This window comes from Priestia sp. YIM B13552, assembly GCF_042787775.1.
In the GTDB taxonomy this organism is placed as follows: Bacteria; Bacillota; Bacilli; order Bacillales; family Bacillaceae_H; genus Priestia; species Priestia megaterium_E.
The window spans coordinates 143,803-163,753 of sequence record NZ_JBHZOU010000001.1 but is presented as its reverse complement, the minus strand read 5'-3'; the positions used below and the strand labels follow the sequence as shown (position 1 = coordinate 163,753).

The 19,951-nt window shown below is 38.6% G+C and carries 16 protein-coding genes; 13 read left to right on the top strand and 3 right to left on the bottom strand.

All coding sequences use genetic code 11. The annotated features are described in order from the left end of the window. The first annotated feature begins 107 nt into the window (after positions 1 to 107). Complete coding sequence (locus tag ACFX40_RS00845) at positions 108 to 416, top strand: DUF5634 family protein (protein WP_060747548.1); 309 nt, start codon at positions 108 to 110, stop codon at positions 414 to 416. An 881-nt stretch (positions 417 to 1,297) separates the two neighbouring features. Here ACFX40_RS00845 and ACFX40_RS00840 read toward each other — a convergent pair. Next, positions 1,298 to 1,771, bottom strand: coding sequence for a YbaK/EbsC family protein (locus ACFX40_RS00840; RefSeq protein WP_028408141.1), 474 nt, complete (start codon positions 1,769 to 1,771; stop codon positions 1,298 to 1,300). Between the two features lie 307 nt (positions 1,772 to 2,078). Here ACFX40_RS00840 and ACFX40_RS00835 point away from each other — a divergent pair, with 307 nt between their 5' ends. The 8 genes from ACFX40_RS00835 (at position 2,079) to ACFX40_RS00800 (ending at position 9,765) form a co-directional block, all read left to right on the top strand. Further along, positions 2,079 to 2,270 (top strand): hypothetical protein, encoded by a 192-nt coding sequence (locus ACFX40_RS00835; RefSeq protein ID WP_034275619.1) that lies wholly within the window; start codon positions 2,079 to 2,081, stop codon positions 2,268 to 2,270. Between the two features lie 37 nt (positions 2,271 to 2,307). After that, entirely contained in the window at positions 2,308 to 3,132 is an 825-nt protein-coding gene (locus tag ACFX40_RS00830; RefSeq protein WP_060747550.1) for an aldo/keto reductase, read from the top strand. A 356-nt stretch (positions 3,133 to 3,488) separates the two neighbouring features. Continuing rightward, a complete protein-coding gene (gene hutH, locus ACFX40_RS00825; protein WP_098248917.1) occupies positions 3,489 to 5,000 on the top strand; it encodes a histidine ammonia-lyase in 1,512 nt (503 codons plus the stop codon). Positions 5,001 to 5,050: 50 nt separating this feature from the next. Beyond that, positions 5,051 to 6,712, top strand: a complete 1,662-nt coding sequence (gene hutU / locus ACFX40_RS00820) for a urocanate hydratase (RefSeq protein ID WP_098248916.1) — start codon at positions 5,051 to 5,053, stop codon at positions 6,710 to 6,712. A gap of 16 nt (positions 6,713 to 6,728) precedes the next feature. Continuing rightward, positions 6,729 to 8,018, top strand: a complete 1,290-nt coding sequence (hutI, locus tag ACFX40_RS00815; protein ID WP_098525824.1) for an imidazolonepropionase — start codon at positions 6,729 to 6,731, stop codon at positions 8,016 to 8,018. Further along, entirely contained in the window at positions 7,993 to 8,976 is a 984-nt protein-coding gene (locus tag ACFX40_RS00810; RefSeq protein WP_098333511.1) for an agmatinase family protein, read from the top strand. The genes hutI and ACFX40_RS00810 overlap by 26 nt, the downstream gene beginning before the upstream one ends. A gap of 189 nt (positions 8,977 to 9,165) precedes the next feature. Beyond that, positions 9,166 to 9,597, top strand: a complete 432-nt coding sequence (locus ACFX40_RS00805) for a MarR family winged helix-turn-helix transcriptional regulator (RefSeq protein ID WP_028408147.1) — start codon at positions 9,166 to 9,168, stop codon at positions 9,595 to 9,597. 3 nt (positions 9,598 to 9,600) lie between these two features. Continuing rightward, positions 9,601 to 9,765: a hypothetical protein gene (locus tag ACFX40_RS00800; RefSeq protein ID WP_164797590.1), complete on the top strand. Its 165-nt coding sequence runs from the start codon at positions 9,601 to 9,603 to the stop codon at positions 9,763 to 9,765. 85 nt (positions 9,766 to 9,850) lie between these two features. On the opposite strand, the gene ACFX40_RS00795 is transcribed toward ACFX40_RS00800, so the two are convergent. Then, positions 9,851 to 10,789, bottom strand: a complete 939-nt coding sequence (locus ACFX40_RS00795) for a nucleoside hydrolase (RefSeq protein ID WP_102813230.1) — start codon at positions 10,787 to 10,789, stop codon at positions 9,851 to 9,853. Positions 10,790 to 10,828: 39 nt separating this feature from the next. After that, positions 10,829 to 11,899: an isocitrate/isopropylmalate dehydrogenase family protein gene (locus ACFX40_RS00790; RefSeq protein WP_330533416.1), complete on the bottom strand. Its 1,071-nt coding sequence runs from the start codon at positions 11,897 to 11,899 to the stop codon at positions 10,829 to 10,831. Positions 11,900 to 12,333: 434 nt separating this feature from the next. Here ACFX40_RS00790 and ACFX40_RS00785 point away from each other — a divergent pair, with 434 nt between their 5' ends. From ACFX40_RS00785 to ACFX40_RS00770, 4 genes are all read left to right on the top strand, one after another. Continuing rightward, a complete protein-coding gene (locus tag ACFX40_RS00785; RefSeq protein WP_263034339.1) occupies positions 12,334 to 13,755 on the top strand; it encodes a YfcC family protein in 1,422 nt (473 codons plus the stop codon). Between the two features lie 63 nt (positions 13,756 to 13,818). Next, positions 13,819 to 14,991, top strand: coding sequence for a beta-aspartyl-peptidase (iadA, locus tag ACFX40_RS00780; protein ID WP_377253860.1), 1,173 nt, complete (start codon positions 13,819 to 13,821; stop codon positions 14,989 to 14,991). A gap of 92 nt (positions 14,992 to 15,083) precedes the next feature. Next, positions 15,084 to 17,636, top strand: coding sequence for a cyanophycinase (locus ACFX40_RS00775; protein WP_263034338.1), 2,553 nt, complete (start codon positions 15,084 to 15,086; stop codon positions 17,634 to 17,636). Positions 17,637 to 17,855: 219 nt separating this feature from the next. After that, on the top strand, positions 17,856 to 19,901 hold the full coding sequence (locus tag ACFX40_RS00770) for a sigma 54-interacting transcriptional regulator (protein ID WP_263034337.1): 2,046 nt from the start codon (positions 17,856 to 17,858) through the stop codon (positions 19,899 to 19,901). The last annotated feature ends 50 nt before the right edge of the window (positions 19,902 to 19,951 follow it).

The following is a 19,951-nucleotide window of genomic DNA, read 5'->3' as shown; positions in this document are numbered from 1 at the left end:
GATGATCATATTGATTTGCTTTGTTCAGATAACGTTTGAAAGATAGTGTAATTGAATATGCTCAAGGGAATGCTAAACATAGATCAAAATGAAAAGGGGTATAAAATGTGGAATATGTAAAAAGAGAAACGGCTATAAGTGAACTGACGCATCATATGGATGACATTTTAAACAAATATAACCTTCAAGGCGTCTCCGTATATGAAGAAGAAGGAGAAGGTAATCACTATTATCTTGGCTACACAGTAAAAAAGAATGATCATGTGTTTATGCTTAACAGACCTTATCTAAAAGATAAAGACGGGAAACTAGCAGTAGAAAATCAAGAATGGACCGTTCAAGGTAACGAAGGAGAAACAAATGGATATACTTCACTTGAAGATGCATTTCAAAAAATTGATGAAATCGTACATTAAATAAATTTGATAAATAAATTTGATGAATTTCACTGCGGATGCTTCTCTTTGAACGCTTGAGTACGAGCAGTAGAAGCGCTAATAGGTGAGGGGTGTCTTTCATCTATACTATCTAAATTTTCTTTGCTTTGAAGTCTAGAAAAATTATATAATAAAAAATTGTTTTTTAAGGTTTTACTATATAAATACGGGGTACACATATAGTACAGCAGCTATCATGCAAATGGTTGTTGTGAAAGGTTAAATACTTAGCGTATGAAGGGACTGATTAGTTTTGAAAGGCTTAACAGCGACTTCAGCAAATGTATTACCGCAAATTGAAAGCAGATATTCGTATCTGACACAAGGCACTTTGGTTATGAACCGATATACGTAACGAAAGGGCCTGACTAGGCAAACAAAGGAAAGACTGAATCAACTAGAAGAAGCCTGCATCTAAAAATGTAGGCTTCTTCTTTTTTACAGAGGAAACTAAGATGATGAATGAGTACATAACGGGTATAAATTAAGAAGGTTCATATTCAATCAATTTTCCGTGCACGTTTTTCTTGAAAAAAGGTCATAAGTTGAAGATACTGTATATAACTATGTAAAAGAATTTTTGAAGACAAAATAGTAAATCTGCTTGAGGTGAAAATGATGAGAAAAGCAAATAAAAGTGAATTTCTGTGGAATACGTTAGACGGCTGGCTTTTTATCCCTAGGAACATTCCTTTACTATTTCTTTTTGTATTTCTCTTAGGGGTTTCTTACCTAGGTTGGGTTAAGCTGTTTCATAAATTCGTTTAGATACACCAATGAGCTGAAACAAAAAACTGTTTCAGCTTGTTGGCGTGCTGATTTATTTATTTTATGTATAGCTGTACCGTAATTTACCTGAATTATTCATTCCATCCTTTGCATACATCAACCCACTTTAAGCATTTCGAAAATTCTTCTAGTTCAGGTATTGTTAATTCGATTGCACTATTTCCACTTCCACAGGCAGGGAAAACGGTGACAAAACGTTTCAGAGATTCATCTAGATACACGTGAACACCTTCATTAACGGCAAAAGGGCATACGCCGCCTACAGCATGACCAATCAGCGTTTCTACTTCACTTGCTCCAAGCATTTTTGCTTTGGTTCCGAACTCTTCTTTGTATTTTCGGTTATCAATTTTCGCATCTCCTGCTGCCACAATCAATAGAACAGTTCCTTCGGCGTTAAAAGAAAGACTTTTTGCGATCCGTTTCGGCTCGCATTTTAAAGCTTGCGCTGCTAGTTCTACAGTAGCACTGGACTCATCCATTTCGATAATTCGATTCTCCATACCATATTGTTTAAAATATGCTTTTACTTTTCCAATCGACATTTTTTATATCCATTCCTTTCTTGCAAACATGTATGATTGCCTTACAGAAAACGTGCAGTTGTTCTTTACAGTGAAAAAATCTTATTATTTTAATATATAGAAATTATACACAACTTTGAAGTTAAAAGCACATATTCGTTTTAATTAAAAAAGTTACGTAGGTAAAGTATTTTTAACTGATTAAAGCAGGATTACGGAACCATTTGACGAATGTAACTATGTCGGCTGCGAAAACATAGGCATTAGAACGAAAGATAAATGATGAAATTGAAAAGGCGCAAACGTTCTAGTGAAATGAGGAGAAGTAATGCCAAATTTACACACTGTCGTCAGTTTTTTTAGCAGTACATGTATGGCAACGATGAGTATGATTTATTTATTTTCCCTTGTGCCGCGTGCATGGTCTTTTAAATTTCGATTTGGAGCCATGATTATAGGAATCCCAGTCGGCATTATAATGGGACAGGTTGCTATGCTGATCGGCTGGCACCATCATTAAAACTTTGAATTTTTTAACAAAAAAGGAGACGTGTAAAATGAATACTGTTACATTAAACAATGGTTTAAAAATGCCTCAGCTTGGATTTGGCGTATGGCAAGTAGAAGATAACCAGGCAGCAGCTGCAGTGTCAAAAGCAATTGAAGTTGGGTACACCTCTATTGACACAGCCATGATTTATAAAAATGAAGAAGGAGTAGGCCAGGCGATTAAAGAATCTTCTGTTCCTCGAGAACAGCTGTTTATTACAACAAAAGTTTGGAACAGCGACCAAGGCTATGAAAATGCATTACGTGCATTTGATGAAAGCTTAGAACGATTAGGACTTGATTATGTCGATTTATATTTAATTCACTGGCCTACGCCTCAATATGATGAGTATGTGGAGACGTATAAAGCATTAGAAAAGCTTTATCACGATGGAAAAGTAAAAGCAATTGGCGTCTGCAACTTTGAAATTGAGCATTTAGAGCGCTTGTTAAACGAATGTGATGTAACACCGGTTTTAAACCAAATTGAGTGCCATCCGTATCTAGCTCAAAATGAATTAAAAGAGTTTTGCGCCAAACATAATATTTTTGTGGAAGCATGGAGCCCTCTTGATCAAGGAGGAGAAGTGTTACAAGACGAGGTCATTCAAAAAATTGCTGAAGTACATAGCAAAACTCCGGCTCAAGTTGTATTGCGCTGGCACTTACAAAACAACACAATTGTCATCCCTAAATCAGTTACACCGTCTAGAATAGAAGAAAACTTTAACGTGTTTGATTTCGAACTCACTGCCGATGATATGGCAGAGATTAATGGGTTAAACAGCAATCGCCGCAAAGGTCCGCACCCAAGTGACATGAACGTCCGATAACGTTTGAAAAATAAAATTGTGCAGCCGTGAATCATCGCTGTTATAAGAAATAATAAGTTTATTTCAGATTATTTAAAATTTTCTTAAATAACAATTGACAAATGATTAATTCAGCGTAATACTTAGTGTAGGTACCCTAGTTGCTTTAAGTTGTACAGCTTAAAGTGTATAGTGATTTAGTCATTTAGCGATTGTTTGTATGTATAAGTTGAAATGCCAATTATTAATAAAAGCCCATAGTGTAAGTAGGTTAGTTTATAGGGGGCTATATCAAAAGGAGCTTGTTTCCTCTTTGATATAGCCCCTTTTTGTGTTCAAAAAAAGGTAGTCTACAGTTTAACAAGGGAGCGGGTATGATGTTTATTCAAATCGACGGAAATTCACTGACGTTCGACCAAATCTACAAAGTTATTTACCAAGGATACTCCGTAAAAATTAGCGATCACGCAGTTGAACATATCCAAAAAAGCAGAACGTTAGTTGAAGAGAGTATTACGAACAACAACGTAATTTACGGAGTAAATACTGGATTCGGAAAGTTTAGCGATACGGTTATTTCAAAAATGGACTTAGCTGATCTGCAGATTAACTTGATTCGGAGTCATGCCTGCGGACTAGGAGAACCATTTTCTTTAGAGGTAAGCAGAGTGATGCTGCTTTTACGAGCAAATGCATTGGCTAAAGGGTATTCAGGCATACGACTGGAAACCTTGCAGCTGCTTATCGATTGCTTAAACCAAAATGTAGTGCCGGTTATCCCAAGTCAAGGTTCACTTGGAGCTAGCGGTGACTTAGCTCCATTATCACATCTAGCGCTGCTGTTAGTTGGAGAAGGAGAAGCTGTATATAATGGTCAGCGAATGCAAGGAGAAGAAGCTTTAAAGCTAGCGGGGCTTGAGCCTATCCAATTACAAGCAAAAGAAGGGCTAGCTTTAATCAACGGCACTCAGGCAATGACAGCTGTAGGAGTAGTTTCGTACCTTGAAGCTCAAAAGCTAGCAGATCTTGCTGACGGGATTGCAGCACTGACGTTAGAAGGCCTGCAAGGCATTTTAGATGCATTCATGCCCGAGTCTCATGGAGTAAGACCTTATCCGGAACAACAGCAGGTAGCTGCCCGAATTCTTTCATATTTAGAAGGCAGTCAATTAACTACTTCTCAAGGTCAAATAAGAGTGCAAGATGCTTATTCACTGCGCTGCATTCCTCAAGTTCATGGTGCTATTTATCAAGTTTTAAATTATGTAAAAGAAAAGCTGTTAATTGAAATTAATTCAGCAACCGATAACCCGCTCATCTTTGCCGACAGCGGCAAAGTAATTTCTGGAGGGAACTTTCACGGGCAGCCCATTGCGTTTGCTATGGATTTTCTAGGAATTGCAATGGCGGAGCTTGGGAATATTTCTGAACGGCGCATTGAACGAATAGTAAACCCTCAGCTTAGCGGGCTGCCGGCATTTTTAAGTGCAGATCCTGGTTTAGAATCCGGGCTCATGATTACTCAATACGCTGCTGCTTCATTAGTTTCCGAAAATAAAGTATTAGCGCATCCATCAAGTGTCGATTCTATCCCATCTTCAGCGAATCAAGAAGATCATGTCAGCATGGGAACGACTGCTGCACGTCATGCTTATCAAATTATCCAAAATACACGAAGGGTTCTATCGATTGAAGCAATTTGTGCGGCTCAAGCAGCCGATATTCAAGGGGTGGATAAACTGGCTTCGGAAACAAGAAAAATTTATTCCAGAATTAGGAAAACCGTACCAACCATTACTAAAGATCGAATTTTCTCACGTGATATTGAAGTGTTAGCAGCTGATTTCAAAACCTTTGTGCAAGATACTAATTATGAACTAGCGCTGTAATAAAAATGTTCGTTTAACAGTTTTTCATTTTTATAGAGGAGGAAAACAAAATGGAGACAAAACAAAGTGGGATGAAAGCACCTCGTGGGACGGAACTAACGACAAAAGGCTGGGTACAAGAAGCTGCTCTTCGCATGCTTCTAAACAATTTAGATTCTGAAGTAGCGGAGCATCCGGAAAAGTTAGTCGTATACGGAGGAATCGGAAAAGCAGCCCGTAACTGGGAGGCGTTCGAGCGTATTGTCGCAGCGTTAAAAGAGTTAGAAGATGATGAAACGCTTCTCATACAGTCCGGTAAGCCTGTTGCGGTTTTTAAAACCCACAGTGATGCACCGCGTGTTTTATTAGCGAATTCGAATCTTGTTCCTGCTTTTGCAAATTGGGAGACGTTCCATGAGCTTGATAAAAAAGGGTTAATGATGTACGGACAAATGACTGCAGGAAGCTGGATTTATATCGGAAGCCAAGGCATTGTTCAAGGAACGTATGAAACATTTGCTGAGTGTGCCAACCAGCATTTTAACGGAACTTTGAAAGGAACGATTACGGTAACAGCTGGATTAGGAGGAATGGGAGGTGCACAGCCACTAGCCGTTACGATGGCAGGCGGCGTTGTAATTGGAATTGATGTTGATCGCACGCGTATTGAAAAACGTATCGAAACAAAATATTGCGATACGGTAGTCGAAAGTGTAGCTGATGCAATCACGTTAGCTGAAGATGCAAAAAAATTGGGCAAAGCGCTTTCCATTGGATTAGTTGGAAATGCAGCCGAGATTCTTCCTGAAATGATAGAGCGAGGATTTATCCCAGATATTGTGACGGATCAAACATCGGCACATGATCCACTTAACGGATATTTGCCGATTGGAGTCAGCTTAGCAGAAGGAGAAAGATTGCGGAATACAAATCCAAATGAATATATAAAACAATCAAAAGCAAGTATGGCTATCCACGTTCAAGCCATGTTAGAGATGCAAAGAAAAGGCGCGGTTGCTTTTGACTATGGCAATAATATTCGCCAAGTGGCGCTTGATGAAGGCATCACGAATGCATTTGATTTCCCGGGATTTGTCCCAGCGTATATCCGTCCGCAGTTCTGTGAAGGAAAAGGACCGTTTCGATGGGTCGCTTTGTCAGGAAACCCAGAGGATATTTATAAAACAGATGAAGTCATTTTACGTGAGTTTTCGGATAATACGCATCTTTGCAACTGGATTAAAATGGCGAGAGAAAAAATTGAGTTTCAAGGATTGCCTGCGCGTATTTGTTGGCTAGGCTACGGAGAAAGAGCGCGCTTTGGAAAAATTATTAATGATATGGTGGCGTCCGGAGAACTGTCAGCGCCTATCGTTATTGGCAGAGATCATCTAGATGCCGGTTCTGTGGCGTCGCCAAACCGTGAAACTGAAGCGATGAAAGACGGCAGTGATGCAGTAGCAGACTGGCCGATTTTGAATGCATTAGTAAATACGGCAGCAGGCGCAAGCTGGGTATCTGTTCACCACGGAGGAGGAGTAGGTATGGGGTATTCTCTTCACGCTGGAATGGTTGTAGTAGCAGATGGGACGGAAGAAGCCGCCAAACGTCTAGAACGTGTTTTAACAACAGACCCAGGCATGGGTGTAGTTCGTCATGTAGACGCTGGCTATGATAAGGCCATTCAAACTGCAAAAGAAAAAGGAATACAAATTCCGGCGTTAAATGAATAAAAAAGGAGGGATACGTATGACTATTACGTATATCAAATGCGCTGCACAAGTCATTACGGTTAAAGGAGGAAGTCAGCCTAGACGATCGGAGGAAATGTCAGATCTAGGGATCATTGAAAATGGCAGCGTACTCGTGAAAAATGGAAGAATTGTATTTGTTGGGCCTGACGTCAAAGCGCAGGAATACCTTGAGCATATTCATGAACCTATTAATATAATTGATGCCGAAGAAAAAATCGTAACGCCTGGGTTGATTGATCCCCACACTCACCTTGTGTTTGGCGGCAGTCGTGAAAAAGAATTAGAAATGCGCTTAAACGGGGCAAAGTATATTGATATTTTAAAAGCGGGAGGAGGAATTTTACAAACAACCGTTAGTACACGACAAGCAACGGAAGAGGAGCTAATCAAGCAATCTACAAAACGTTTAAATAAATTTCTGCAGTACGGAGTTACAACTGTCGAAGCCAAAAGCGGGTACGGTTTAAATCTTAAAGATGAAATCAAACAATTAAAAGTAGCGAAGAAACTGAATGAACAGCATCCGGTAGATGTTGTTTCAACCTTTATGGGAGCTCATGCGGTGCCAGTTGAGTACAAAGGAAATGAAGATGAGTTTGTTCGTTTCGTTATCGAAGAAATGATACCAATCGTTGCAAAAGAAGAGCTAGCGGAGTTTTGTGATGTATTTTGTGAAGAAGGCGTGTTTACAGTTGAACAGTCAGATCGTATTTTACAAGCTGGAAAAGCATACGGACTAAAATCTAAAATCCACGCCGATGAAATTGTGTCTTTTGGCGGGGCAGAATTAGCGGCTAAAGTGGGAGCTGTGTCCGCGGATCATTTGTTAAAAGCATCGGATCAAGGAATTAAGCAAATGGCTGAAAGGGGAGTTATAGCCGTTCTATTGCCGGGTACTGCATTCTTTTTAATGGAAGAGCCGGCGCGTGCTAGGAAAATGATCGAAGCAGGAGTGCCTGTTGCTTTGTCTACAGATCGAAACCCAGGGTCTTCTCCTACGGAATCGCTGCCGTTTATTATGAATTTAGCTTGTTTAACGATGAAGATGACGCCAGCAGAAGTTTTAACCGCCTGTACGATCAACGCGGCTCATGCCATTTGCAAAGGGGATCAAATCGGCAGTATTGAAGTAGGTAAAAAAGCCGATTTAGTGCTATTTGACGCTCCCAATTACCAAACGCTACAGTATAACTATGCCGTAAATCTTGTAGACACGGTATTAAAAGATGGAAAAGTTGTGGTTGAAGGCGGTGTTTTACATGAACTATCCGTACCCACAGCTTGATCGACCGCCTTTTTGCTGGCAGCGTCAAAGTACTTCTGATCCCAAAGTAAGTGATTGGATTCAGACAGTTGAAGATGGGAGCAACGTCGACTTTACATCGATAGATATTACGGTCTTGGGCGTGCCTCTTTCAAGATCTTCCATTAGCGCTTCTGGAGCCAGTGAGACGCCAATGGCCATGAGGAAGCTCTGGAAATCCTTTAACCCGTATCATATTGAGTATGATACGGATTTGACTTCCTTGTCAGTGTTGGATTTAGGAGACGTAAAACAGCACGTAACGGATATAGGGAAGTCTCATCAGTATATAAAAGAAGCGATGACGTCTATGCGGAAATGTCATCCGCACGCGCTGCCTATTATGCTTGGAGGAGATCATTCTATTACAGCTATGTTAGTAAAAGGGTGGAAAGAGTCACATCCCGAACAGAAAATAGGGATTTTACAGTTTGATACGCACTTTGACTTACGTAGCTTAGAAGATAACGGTCCTTCTAACGGAACCCCTATACGAAATTTAATCGAAAGCAACACGATTGATGCAGCTCATGTATGGAATATCGGACTTCACGGGTTTTATAATTCCAAATCGTTAAAGGAATATGCAGATAGCAAAGGCGTTCATTATGTAACGTTACTGCAAGCAAGAAAAGCAGGAATAAATCATACCGTGAAAGAAGCATTAAAACAGCTGAGCAAAGAGGTAGATATGATCTATTTAACAGTTGATATGGATGTGTTGGATATCGCTTACGCACCGGGAGTTCCAGCAGGAACGACGGGCGGAATGAGGACGGATGAGTTATTTGAAGCAGTATACACCGCGGGGAGTCATCCCCTTGTTCAAGCAATGGACATTGTATGTCTAGATCCGCTGCGTGATGTAGGAGAAATTACCGTGAAAGCAGGCGTACACGTGTTTTTGAATTTTTTAACGGGCGTTGCAAACAGAAAGTAAGGAAGTGTGCTTCCTTACTTTTTTTATGGCTCTTTTTATAAGCTTCATAAACGATTGTTGAGATTGGGATAAAATAACTTTAGAAGTATGTATGGATTTTAGTAAATATATTTTTACTAAAATAAACGATTTTTATTGTTTTTATTCAAATTTAGTAATAATATATTTACTAAAGAAGGTGGATATCTCATGAAGGAAAAACTGGCTAAGGAATATATCGCTTTAATACCGGTTTTATTTAAAAACTTCAAGAATTTAAACAAAAATGAAGTGAAATTAACACATTTACAAAATCACGTAGTTGAATTTATGTATATGAAAAAAAGAGATTTGAATATTAAGGAAATTAGTAATGGATTAAATATTGCCAAACAACAGTTAACGAATGTTATCAGTGAATTAGAAAATGAAGGATATTTAATCAAAATGCCTGATCCGCGAGATAAGCGTGCAGTTTTAGTCTCATTAACGTCTAAAGGAAAAAGTATTCAAGAGGAAAAATGGAGAGGGATTTATAGTAACTTTCATACAAATCTTGCGAAGTTAAATGACGAAGAGCAACTAGACCTGCAGTTTGCTCTTCATAAATTAAATGTTTTATTAAAAAAGATGGAGGGATAAATCATGAATCAAAGGGAACGAATTTCACTCATTAGTGTAGGCGTTATAGGCGGGACAGTAATGGGAGTAATTTATAAAGATATATCAAACTGTTTAATTACAGGTGTTATTGTTGCTTCAATCATTACGGTAATGCTCAATCAAAAAGCGAAAAAAACAGCTAGATAGTATGAATAAACGTAAGACAGCACCAGCAAGTTGCGAACTCGACGTTCTGGTGCTGCCTCTATAAAATTTATCTTCTAGATGAATTTTACGAAGCGGAATACGTTTTAAGAGCTTCAAGCATCAGATCCCAAAATCCATGGACATCAAGGGTTAAACCAAACTTCGCATTTGCTTTCCTTCCTGTAACTCCAAGCAAATCAACTGAAGTTGTTCCAGGGGTATATTCTCCGCGTGTTTCTACTACGATATTAACTTCCTTTAGGGTAAATAGTTCTGGAGCTATGCAATAAGCAACGGTTAATACATCGTGAACAGGAGGGCCATCAAAACCAAATGTTTCCTTATAGGTAGATTTAAAAAATGCTAATAATTCACCCACCTTTTTTGCTACGTTATTATCAATGTTCATCACTTGGTTAATAACATTATCTGTTGCAACGGCTTGATGCGTAATATCTAACCCCATTACTACGAGTGGAATGCCGCTATCAAACACTTTTTTAGCCGCTTCTGGATCTGCCCAAATATTAAACTCAGCCGTTGGCGTCCAGTTCCCGAAGGTTCCACCGCCCATAAGGATAATCTCTTCAATGTTTTCTTTCATTTCTGGAGCTTTTATTAAAGCTAAAGCAATGTTCGTTAAAGGACCGGTAGGCAAAAGCGTAACGGGATCTTCTGACTCTTTGACCATTCGTATAATAGTATCTACTCCGTGTTCTTCGCTCCAGCTGCGAGAGAGAGCCGGGAACTCAGGGCCGTCTAATCCTGAATCCCCGTGTATACTAGGCGCGTTTTCACGTCTGCGCATCATTGGTTCGCTTGCTCCTTTTGAAACCATCACGTTATGTAACGATACTAAATCACACACTTTCAAAGCATTCATCGTCGTTTTTTCAATTTCTGCGTTTCCTGAAACAGTTGTAATCGCTAAAATATCTAATTCCGGTCGTGCGGCAGCCAAAATGATAGCAATAGCATCATCATGACCTGGATCACAGTCCATAATAATCTTTCTTTTTTTCATTATGATCACCTCTATAGAATGGATAAATTGCTGTTAATTTTACATGGATTTTATTTTTTCTAAAATAGCTTCTGTAAACTCCGACGTAGAGGCATGTCCGCCTAAATCTTTCGTTTTCACTTCAGCTTGGAGCGTTTGATAAAGTGCGTGTTCTACTGTAGCAGCCACTTCTGTAAGTTTGTGATCCGCATGTTTTTCAGCCAACCATTTCAGTAGCATGGCTGCTGAAGAAATAATACCGGTTGGGTTTGCTATGTTCAAACCTGCGATATCTGGCGCAGAACCATGAGCTGCTTGTGCCATAGCGATATGTTCATTTGCATTAAGAGAAGGGGCTAATCCTAAGCTTCCTACAAGCTCGCCGGCTAAATCTGAAAGAATATCACCGTACATGTTTTCTGTCACAATGACATCGAAATCGGCTGCACGACGTACGAGATGAGCAGCCATGGCATCGATATGGTAGTCGTCCACTTTTACTTCAGGGTATTGCTCAGCTACTTCTCGACAAACGTTTAGAAATAGTCCGGTACTTAATCTTAAAACATTTGCTTTATGTACGATTGTTACTTTTTTACGACGCTGCATGGCCAATGCAAAAGCTTCACGTGCAATTCTTTCTATGGCTTTTCGCGTAAATACCCCCGATGTCACCACAACGTCTTTTGTAATCTGCCATTCGCCGTGTCCAGAATACATATTACGATCGGCATAAAATCCTTCTGTATTTTCTCGGACGATCACTAAATCTGCTTCTTTCACGACGCTTTTAATGCCTGGCATTGTTTTAGCAGGGCGAATATTTGCGTAAAGATCTAAACTGTGACGAAGCTCTCCGCTAGGATTACGCTTTTCTTTGTGTTCAAGAGGGTAAGCCGCAGAATCGTGCGGGCCAAGTATCCATCCATGCGTATGTTTTAAAGCATCTATCGTTACTTCTGGAAGAGGATCGTTATATTGTTTAATTCCTTCCCACCCCATCGGCAGATAAATCCACTCCATTTTTACTCCTGCTTTGCAAGAAGCATTTTTAACTACCTTAACTGCGGCATCGACAATCTCCGGCCCGATGCCATCACCCCTCAATACCCCGATATGATAAACAGTCATTGTTTTGAACACCCTTTCATTATGCGCAATGCTTTTATAAATAGATTGAAGGTTTATAGTATTAATCTACTTAAAGAAAAGACAATAATAAAATAATATTTTTTTATGTTTATAGATTAAATTCTTTTATCTTTCTTTTTGTGGCTTTTTAAAAAAAGAACTAGCTAATGCTTCGTGCTCCAGATTTTCTATCAACCAACATCTTAATTGGCGCTGTTGATTTTTTAAAAACACCCAATTAACACCTAAAACACGATTTAATTATATCATAATTCAGAAAATTAAACGGTTCTACGTTGGCACGAAAATTGCTTGTACTGTATATGAGGAATACAAAAGAAAGGAGCAATATGTAGTCGCAGATAAGGAAGCTGCTTTTAAAGAACGAGATGTCTGTTTAAAGTTATTATTTCACAATGAAGGGGAGAAGAAGGATGAGTGAACCGCAAAAGGAAATGAGTTCATTAAATCATGTACGAAAAAAAGAGAGGAAAATAAACGTTTTTGCTTTATTGTTAGGCTTTCTTGTGATTGCTACCATTTTAACGTATATCTTGCCAGCTGGAGAATATGCGCGTGTAGAAGTAGACGGGAGAACAACGGTAGATCCTCAATCGTTTAAATGGATTGATTCTACACCTGTTGGATTCTTTGATATGGTCAAAGCAATACATACAGGAATGGTAGAAGGAGCCGACATTATCTTTTTTGTATTAATTATCGGCGGTTTCTTTGGTGTACTAAGCGCTACAGGGACAGTAGATGTATTAATTACAACGATGGCTAAAAAACTTGCTACCCGAGAAAAATTATTAATTCCTGTTATGATGCTATTTTTTGCAGTAGGCGGTTCTTTAATGGGGATGGCGGAAGAAACGCTAGCCTATATTCCTCTTTTAATTCCCCTGGCACTTGCTCTTGGATTCGATGCATTAACAGGGACTGCTATTGTTTTAATTGGCGCATCGGCTGGTTTTACTACGGCAGTTATGAATCCATTTACAGTGGGTGTTGCACAAGGAGTAGCAGAGCTTCCTATGTTTTCTGGAATGGGCTTTCGACTCATCTTGTTTGTAGTTGTTTACGCTGTTTCAGTTTGGTTTGTCTACCGATATGCGATGAAAGTGAAAAAAATTCCTTCTATTGGGACGTACGGAAAATACAGCATAACCAGCGCAAATAAACTTTTAAACTCGGATGCCAAGTTAACTAGAAAGCATAAATGGATTATGGCAGCATTTCTTGTTAACTATGTAATTCTTGCTTTTGGCGTTATTAAGTACAAATGGTACATTACTGAAATTGCCTCTTTATTTGTCATTTTGACAGTTGTAATTGGGATTATTGGAAGGCTCTCTGTTGAAAATACGGTTAAGTCGTTTACAAACGGGGCAGCAGCACTAGTTGGAGGAGCGCTTGTTATCGGAGTTTCTCGTGCTGTTCTTGTTGTTTTAAATGAAGGACATATTGTAGACCCTATGCTTCATCAAGTATCTGGAGCTATTCAGCATATTCCGGGATATTTAAGCGTCATCGGAATCTATAACTTCCAAGCGCTGATTCATCTTATTTTAGCATCTGGAACAGGTCATGCGATGCTGACGATGCCAATCATGACGCCTCTTGCAGATTTACTTGATATTACAAGGCAAACAGCAGTATTATCTTTTTCTTTTGCAGATGGCATTGGAAATATTATCTTCCCGACAGCTGGAACATTAATGGCTGGTTTAGCGATTGCGGGAATTTCATGGACAAAGTGGGCCAAATGGGTGTTGCCGTTAGTCCTTATTCAATATGTGATTGGTTTAATCGCCGTTGTGATTGCTTATTTTATCAATTACGGACCATTTTAAGCATTAAAATTATATAGAAAAATGTTATTCGTAAGTTGAGCTTACTAGTAGGAGGAATAGAAGTTGTTAACCTTAATCAAAAACGCAGAAGTATATGCACCAGAGTATTTAGAGAAAAAAGACGTATTGCTTGCAAACAGCAAAATCATCCTTATAGAGGATTGTATTGATCATGTAAATACGTCCATTCCTATTCATGTTGTAGACGCTGCTAATGATGTTATAGCTCCAGGCTTTATTGACTCACATGTTCATATTATTGGCGGAGGAGGAGAAGGCGGATATAAAACACGCACGCCTGAACTAATGTTAACCGATGCAACGACTGCCGGTGTTACAACTATTGTAGGTGTACTTGGAACAGACGGTACAACAAGAAGAATGGAAAGTCTTCTTGCTAAAGCAAGAGGATTAGAAGAAGAAGGAATTAGTTGCTTTATTCACACAGGTTCTTATCAAATACCAGTAAAAACGTTAACTACCAGCATCGAAGAAGATCTTATTTTAATTGATAAAATTATCGGAGTAGGTGAAATTGCCATTTCTGACCACCGTTCCTCTGAACCGACATTTGAAGAACTGGTAAAGGCGGCTTCTGCTGCCCGCAATGGAGGGATTTTATCAGGGAAAGCCGGAATATTAGAAGTTCATGTAGGAGACGGGGAACGGAAATTATCTTTATTAAATCAAATCGCAGATAAAACAGATCTGCCAATTCGTCAGTTTCATCCTACACATATTAATCGAAATGAAGAACTGTTTAAAGAAGGAATTCAATTTGCAAAACGAGGTGGCTATGTAGATTTTACAACTAGCACCATTCCATATTTTTTAGAAGAAGGCGAAGTTAAGTGCAGCAAAGGGTTACGTATCATGCTTGAAGAAGAAGTTCCAATCTCGAGCATTACGTTCTCATCCGATGGACAAGCGAGCCTGCCGTTTTTTGATGATAACGGAGACTATAAAGGGCTTCAAGTTGGAAAAGTGTCTTCTTTATTTCAAGAAGTACGAGATGCAGTATTAGAAGAATCAGTGCCGTTAGAAACAGCTCTTCAAGTCATTACGTCTAATCCTGCCAAAGTATTAAAACTGGCCAATAAAGGGCATATTCAACCTGGAAAAGATGCAGATTTAGTCCTTTTAGACAAAGAGACACTAACAATTAAAACAGTTTTTGCTCAAGGTAAAGTAATGGTAAAAGACGGTGTCCCTGTTGTGAAAGGAACGTTTGAATAATAGGTTTTAAACATCATTTAACGAAAGTATCGAGGAAGGATACGAGCTAGTCAGAGAAAGATATTAAAATTTGCGTGGAAAGGATCTTTCAAATGAAAAAGAAACTTGTTTCATGTCTTATCAGCTTTACATTACTTTCTTCTCTGAGTACACCGCTGCTTGCAAAAGCACAAGAAAATACTGGAGACATTAAAGGCAGCCTTATTATTGCAGGCGGAGGTGTAGGGATCTCTAATCACGATGTATATGAAAAATTCCTCTCGCTTGCTGGAGGAAAAGAAAAAGCAAAAGTAGGGATTATTCCAGCTGCTAGCACAACGCTGCAGTCTTCTAAAAAGTTTAAGGAAGACCTCGTAAAATACGGAGCAAACTCAGATTCTATTAAAATTCTTCCCGTTTCAAATCACGATTTTTCTGATACACAAAAGGACGAATCAACCTGGAAGAATCAAGTAAATGATAAGAAGTTATCCCGTACGATTAAAGGACTAACGGCAGTTTGGTTTGTTGGAGGAGATCAAACCAAAATTGTGGATTCTCTTCGTCAAAATAATGGAAGTGATTCTGAAGCGTTAAAAGCTATTTGGGATATATATCGTAAAGGAGCAGTAATCGGAGGCACAAGTGCAGGAGCTGCAATTATGAGTGACGTCATGATTACAGGAGGAGACAGTCTAGGAGCGTTAAAAGACAGTTTAGAAAACAAGGAAAATAAACATGTAAGCAAAAACAAACGCAGTCAAAAAGAGTACGAGCCCCTGTCAATTCAAAAAGGGCTGGGGTTTTTCCAACACGGCATAATTGATCAGCACATGGATGAACGAGCACGACTTGGGCGACTTGCAGTAGCTGCATATATTTCTGAACGTGACAAAGAAAAAAACTTTGCATACGGTGTGGACGAAGATACGGCTATGGTCGTTAACAATAAAGATCAAAAGATTGAAGTTGTTGGACGAAGCGGAGTAGCCGTCTTGGATATGAGTAAAGCTAAGCTTGTATCTAAGCAGAAAGCTCGTTCGGGATTAGAGAATATGAAGGTTAGTTACTTATCTTCTGGAGATAAAATTAACTATCATTTAAAGTCATTTGAATTTCCAAAAGAGAAAGTAGAAACGAAGGGATTTGAATATTACTCGTTTAACGCACTGCCTGCTACGGGTGTTTTTACGCCATATGGAAGATTAAAGGCTTATTTATCCTATTCTCTTGTTGACAATGAATCGATGAAATCTGCCAACAGCTATGTTTATGACAGTAAAGGGTCGGGATATGAAATTGCTTTTCAAAAGGACAATGATACAAACGGCTACTGGAGATATACTGACGGACAAAAAGACGACTATTCCATTGTAAATGTCAGAATGGATATTACGCCCAAAACCTTCAAATTCCAATCGGATAGAAAAACTAGTTTAACGTATAAAAAACCTACTTTTTCTTCATCTGAAAGTCCTGCATACGATTCGATTAAAGGTAATCTCTTAATTGCAGGAGGAGCGCTTGGCAGCAGCAATTCAAGCGTGTATAACAAGTTTATTAATCTTGCAGGAGGAAAACAAGCCAAAATAGGAATTGTGCCTGCAGCGAGTACTAAGTTCGACTCTTCTAATCAGTTTAAAAGTGATTTAATTAAATACGGAGTGAAAGCAGAAAATATAGAGATTTTACCTATTTCGAACCATGACTTTAAAGGAACTTCTGAAAATGAGTCGACCTGGAAAACAAATATGAACAGTGATAAACTAGCGCAAAAAGTTAAAGGGCTAACGGGCATTTGGTTTGTAGGAGGAGATCAAACCTTGATTACGGGCTCCTTGCGTAATGAAAATGGCTCGGACTCAAAAGTTTTACAAGCTATATGGCATACGTATAAAAACGGGGCAGTACTTGGCGGTACGAGCGCCGGCGCGGCAATTATGAGTAATACTATGCTCGCAGGCGGAGATAGCTACGGAGCGCTTTCATACGGATTTACAAACACATATGATGATATGACTCAGCAAGAAGGCGGGCCTGCTTATTTGGAAAAAGGTCTTGGCTTTTTCCAATACGGTCTTGTAGATCAGCATTTTGACAACAAAGCAAGACTCGGACGTCTTATTGCAACAGCATATGAAAAAGGAAATAAAAATCAGCTTTCATACGGAATTGATGAAGATACTGCTATGGTGGTAAATAATAAAGAAAAACAAATAGAAGTTGTGGGAAGAGGCGGTATTACGCTAGTTGACTTAGCGAAGGTACAGGCAAATGACAAATTTCCGAGTGATTACAAAAATATTCTTATCTCTTGTATCACTCCAGGCGACAAAGTAAATCTCACAACAAAAGAAATCGTCATAAAACCAGCTAAAACATCTACTAGAAAAAATGAATACTACAGTGAAAAAGTTGGACCAAATACAGGTCTTTTCTCTCCGCACGGTGTACTAAGCAAGTTTTTAGCTTACAATCTTGTTGATAACGCTCAGAGTAAAGAAATAAAGAGCTATGCATTTAACCAAAACAAAGGTTTTGAGCTTACCTTCCGAAAAAGTGCTGAAAGCAATGGTTATTGGGCTTATACAGACGGTCAAAAAGACGATTATTCCATTGTGAAAGTTTCGTTAGATATCAAACCAATAAAAGTAGCTATTAAATAAAAAGAGAACAGACAGTAATTCAATGCATCTAGCACTTTAGCATATTGTGCCTCCACCTATTAAAGCGGAGGCACTTTTTTCTACTTATTTTTATTTGCAATAGGGACAAACGTCCGCTAGATGAAATGCAGGGCAACGTATAAAATGATAGGTACAGTATTCCAAGACTAATCTCTGAAGGCAAGCCAATTTAAAGGCCTGCAGAAAGGTGTTCATACGATGAAAAAGAAATTAGTTTTAATAACAGGAAGCAAGCAAACTAGAATCATTTTACATAACCAATTAAAAGAGTTATTAGGCGATTACATTTTTATTGAATGCTTTGCAGTTGACGAAGAATTACCGAAAAAAATTGGTGGCGATGTTGTACTCTACTCATCAGAGAGTATAAAGAACGAAATGAAGGACAGATTAGAGGTTCAATGTGCACATGAAATCGTAGGAAATAGAACGATTCACCATAAACATATAAATGAATTGCTGCAAATTCCTGCCCATACTAAAGTATTAATTGTAAACGATGATGATAGAGAAACTCTTAAGTTAATAGAATCTCTCTATCAAGTAGGAATTAATCATGTTCAGTTTATTCCTTTTAAAAAGAAAAAGACCTATTACGAAGGTGTTGAAATTGCTGTTTCTCCAGGTGAGGTTCACTTGTGTCCGCCATATGTAAAACATGTAATTGATATAGGTGTTAGGCTTTTTGATATGGCGACCATTTTTGAACTTATAAAATCATTTGGTTTTGATCAGTCTAATCATTCAATTATTTGGGATCGCTATTTACGAAATATTATTGAGCTGCAAAAAAAACTAATAGAAGCAGAAGGGCAAATGAAAGAACTTCACCTCCATGTAAGGAGTGTTGTAAATGTAGTAGAAGATGGTATTCTTGCCGTGGACTTTAACAAAAGAATTACGTTATTTAATAAGAGGTTAGAATCATTGTTTCAGCTATCTTCTTCTGATGTTGCAGATTGTGAAATTCAACATGTCATTTCTAACGAAGGCCTTGTGGAGTTTATTACATCGTCCGAAGAGAAAAGTCAGTACTTTAACATAAATGGGTACGAAATGGTTATCTATAAGTCTATGATTCAGGAAAGCAATACTACGGTAGCAACGTTTAAAAGTGTGAATCAAGCTGTTGAAATAGAAGGAAAAGCGCAGTCAGAACTTAGAAAAAACGGTTTTTCTGCTAAGTATGATTATCAAGATATTATTGGAGAACACCCAGCTTTGCTTAAAACGATTGAAATTTCCCGGAAAATGGCGGTTACTGAGTACCCTATTTTAATTCAAGGAGAAACCGGTACAGGAAAAGAGCTGTTTGCTCAGGCTATCCATAATCATTCTACACGTAAAAACGGACCGTTTCTAGCCGTGAATTGCAGTGCCATGACCGATACATTGCTAGAAAGTGAGCTGTTTGGGTATGAAGAAGCCAGCTTTACAGGAGCCCAAAAAGGCGGCAAAAAAGGGCTGTTTGAGAGCGCTGATAAAGGTACGATCTTCCTGGATGAAATTGGTGATATCAGTCCGCGTTTACAAACTCAGCTTTTAAGAGTGCTTCAAGAAAAAGAAATTAGACGGGTAGGAGGGACAAGAGTTATTCCGATCAATGTAAGAATAATCGCAGCTACTCACAACAATTTACTACATAAAATGAAAGAAGGGTTGTTTCGAGAAGATTTGTACTATCGTTTACACGTATTATCTTTAACGATTCCTCCTTTAAGATATAGAAGAACCGATATTCCTTTACTGATTCATCATTTTATTTCTAAATCAAAAACGTGGACGCATATCCATCCAGAAGCGATGAAGCTGCTTATCGAATATGAATGGCTAGGAAACATAAGAGAATTAAAAGGAGTCATCGAGTATTTGCTTACTGTCTGCGATGAAAACGAAGTGAAAGCAAAAGACGTAGAGTATAGGCTTAGTAGTCAAAAGGAGGAGCATACTTTACATGAAGTTGAAAATGAATCGGTTGACTTGATCGAACTTCAAGAAAATCACGCTCTGTTAGAAGCGATAAAACAGTGTAATGATACAGGAAAAGCAGCAAGCAGAAAGTGGATTACACAGCATTTAAAAGGCTTTACTCTTACAGAACAGCAGGTGAGAAATCGTTTGGATGTACTAGAAGAAAAAGAGTATATTATAAAACGCAGAGGCAGAGCAGGAACGAAAATAACAGAAAAAGGACTGCATTATCTATATCATTTAAAAACAAAACAGCACTTGATCAATCCTTAATATACGGAAGAAAGGGAAACTTCACTAATCAAGTTTCCCTTTTCTATAAA

What these genes read in the sequence shown, in the direction of transcription:
- ACFX40_RS00840 (WP_028408141.1), bottom strand. Translation starts at nt 1,771, where the DNA reads ATGTCGATTGGAAAAGTAAAAGCATATTTTAAACAATATGGTATGGAG.
- hutI (WP_098525824.1), top strand. Translation starts at nt 6,729, where the DNA reads ATGACTATTACGTATATCAAATGCGCTGCACAAGTCATTACGGTTAAA.
- ACFX40_RS00790 (WP_330533416.1), bottom strand. Translation starts at nt 11,899, where the DNA reads ATGACTGTTTATCATATCGGGGTATTGAGGGGTGATGGCATCGGGCCG.
- ACFX40_RS00770 (WP_263034337.1), top strand. Translation starts at nt 17,856, where the DNA reads ATGAAAAAGAAATTAGTTTTAATAACAGGAAGCAAGCAAACTAGAATC.
- ACFX40_RS00830 (WP_060747550.1), top strand. Translation starts at nt 2,308, where the DNA reads ATGAATACTGTTACATTAAACAATGGTTTAAAAATGCCTCAGCTTGGA.
- ACFX40_RS00805 (WP_028408147.1), top strand. Translation starts at nt 9,166, where the DNA reads ATGAAGGAAAAACTGGCTAAGGAATATATCGCTTTAATACCGGTTTTA.
- ACFX40_RS00810 (WP_098333511.1), top strand. Translation starts at nt 7,993, where the DNA reads ATGAACTATCCGTACCCACAGCTTGATCGACCGCCTTTTTGCTGGCAG.
- ACFX40_RS00835 (WP_034275619.1), top strand. Translation starts at nt 2,079, where the DNA reads ATGCCAAATTTACACACTGTCGTCAGTTTTTTTAGCAGTACATGTATG.
- ACFX40_RS00795 (WP_102813230.1), bottom strand. Translation starts at nt 10,789, where the DNA reads ATGAAAAAAAGAAAGATTATTATGGACTGTGATCCAGGTCATGATGAT.
- ACFX40_RS00785 (WP_263034339.1), top strand. Translation starts at nt 12,334, where the DNA reads ATGAGTGAACCGCAAAAGGAAATGAGTTCATTAAATCATGTACGAAAA.
- hutU (WP_098248916.1), top strand. Translation starts at nt 5,051, where the DNA reads ATGGAGACAAAACAAAGTGGGATGAAAGCACCTCGTGGGACGGAACTA.
- ACFX40_RS00775 (WP_263034338.1), top strand. Translation starts at nt 15,084, where the DNA reads ATGAAAAAGAAACTTGTTTCATGTCTTATCAGCTTTACATTACTTTCT.
- hutH (WP_098248917.1), top strand. Translation starts at nt 3,489, where the DNA reads ATGTTTATTCAAATCGACGGAAATTCACTGACGTTCGACCAAATCTAC.
- ACFX40_RS00800 (WP_164797590.1), top strand. Translation starts at nt 9,601, where the DNA reads ATGAATCAAAGGGAACGAATTTCACTCATTAGTGTAGGCGTTATAGGC.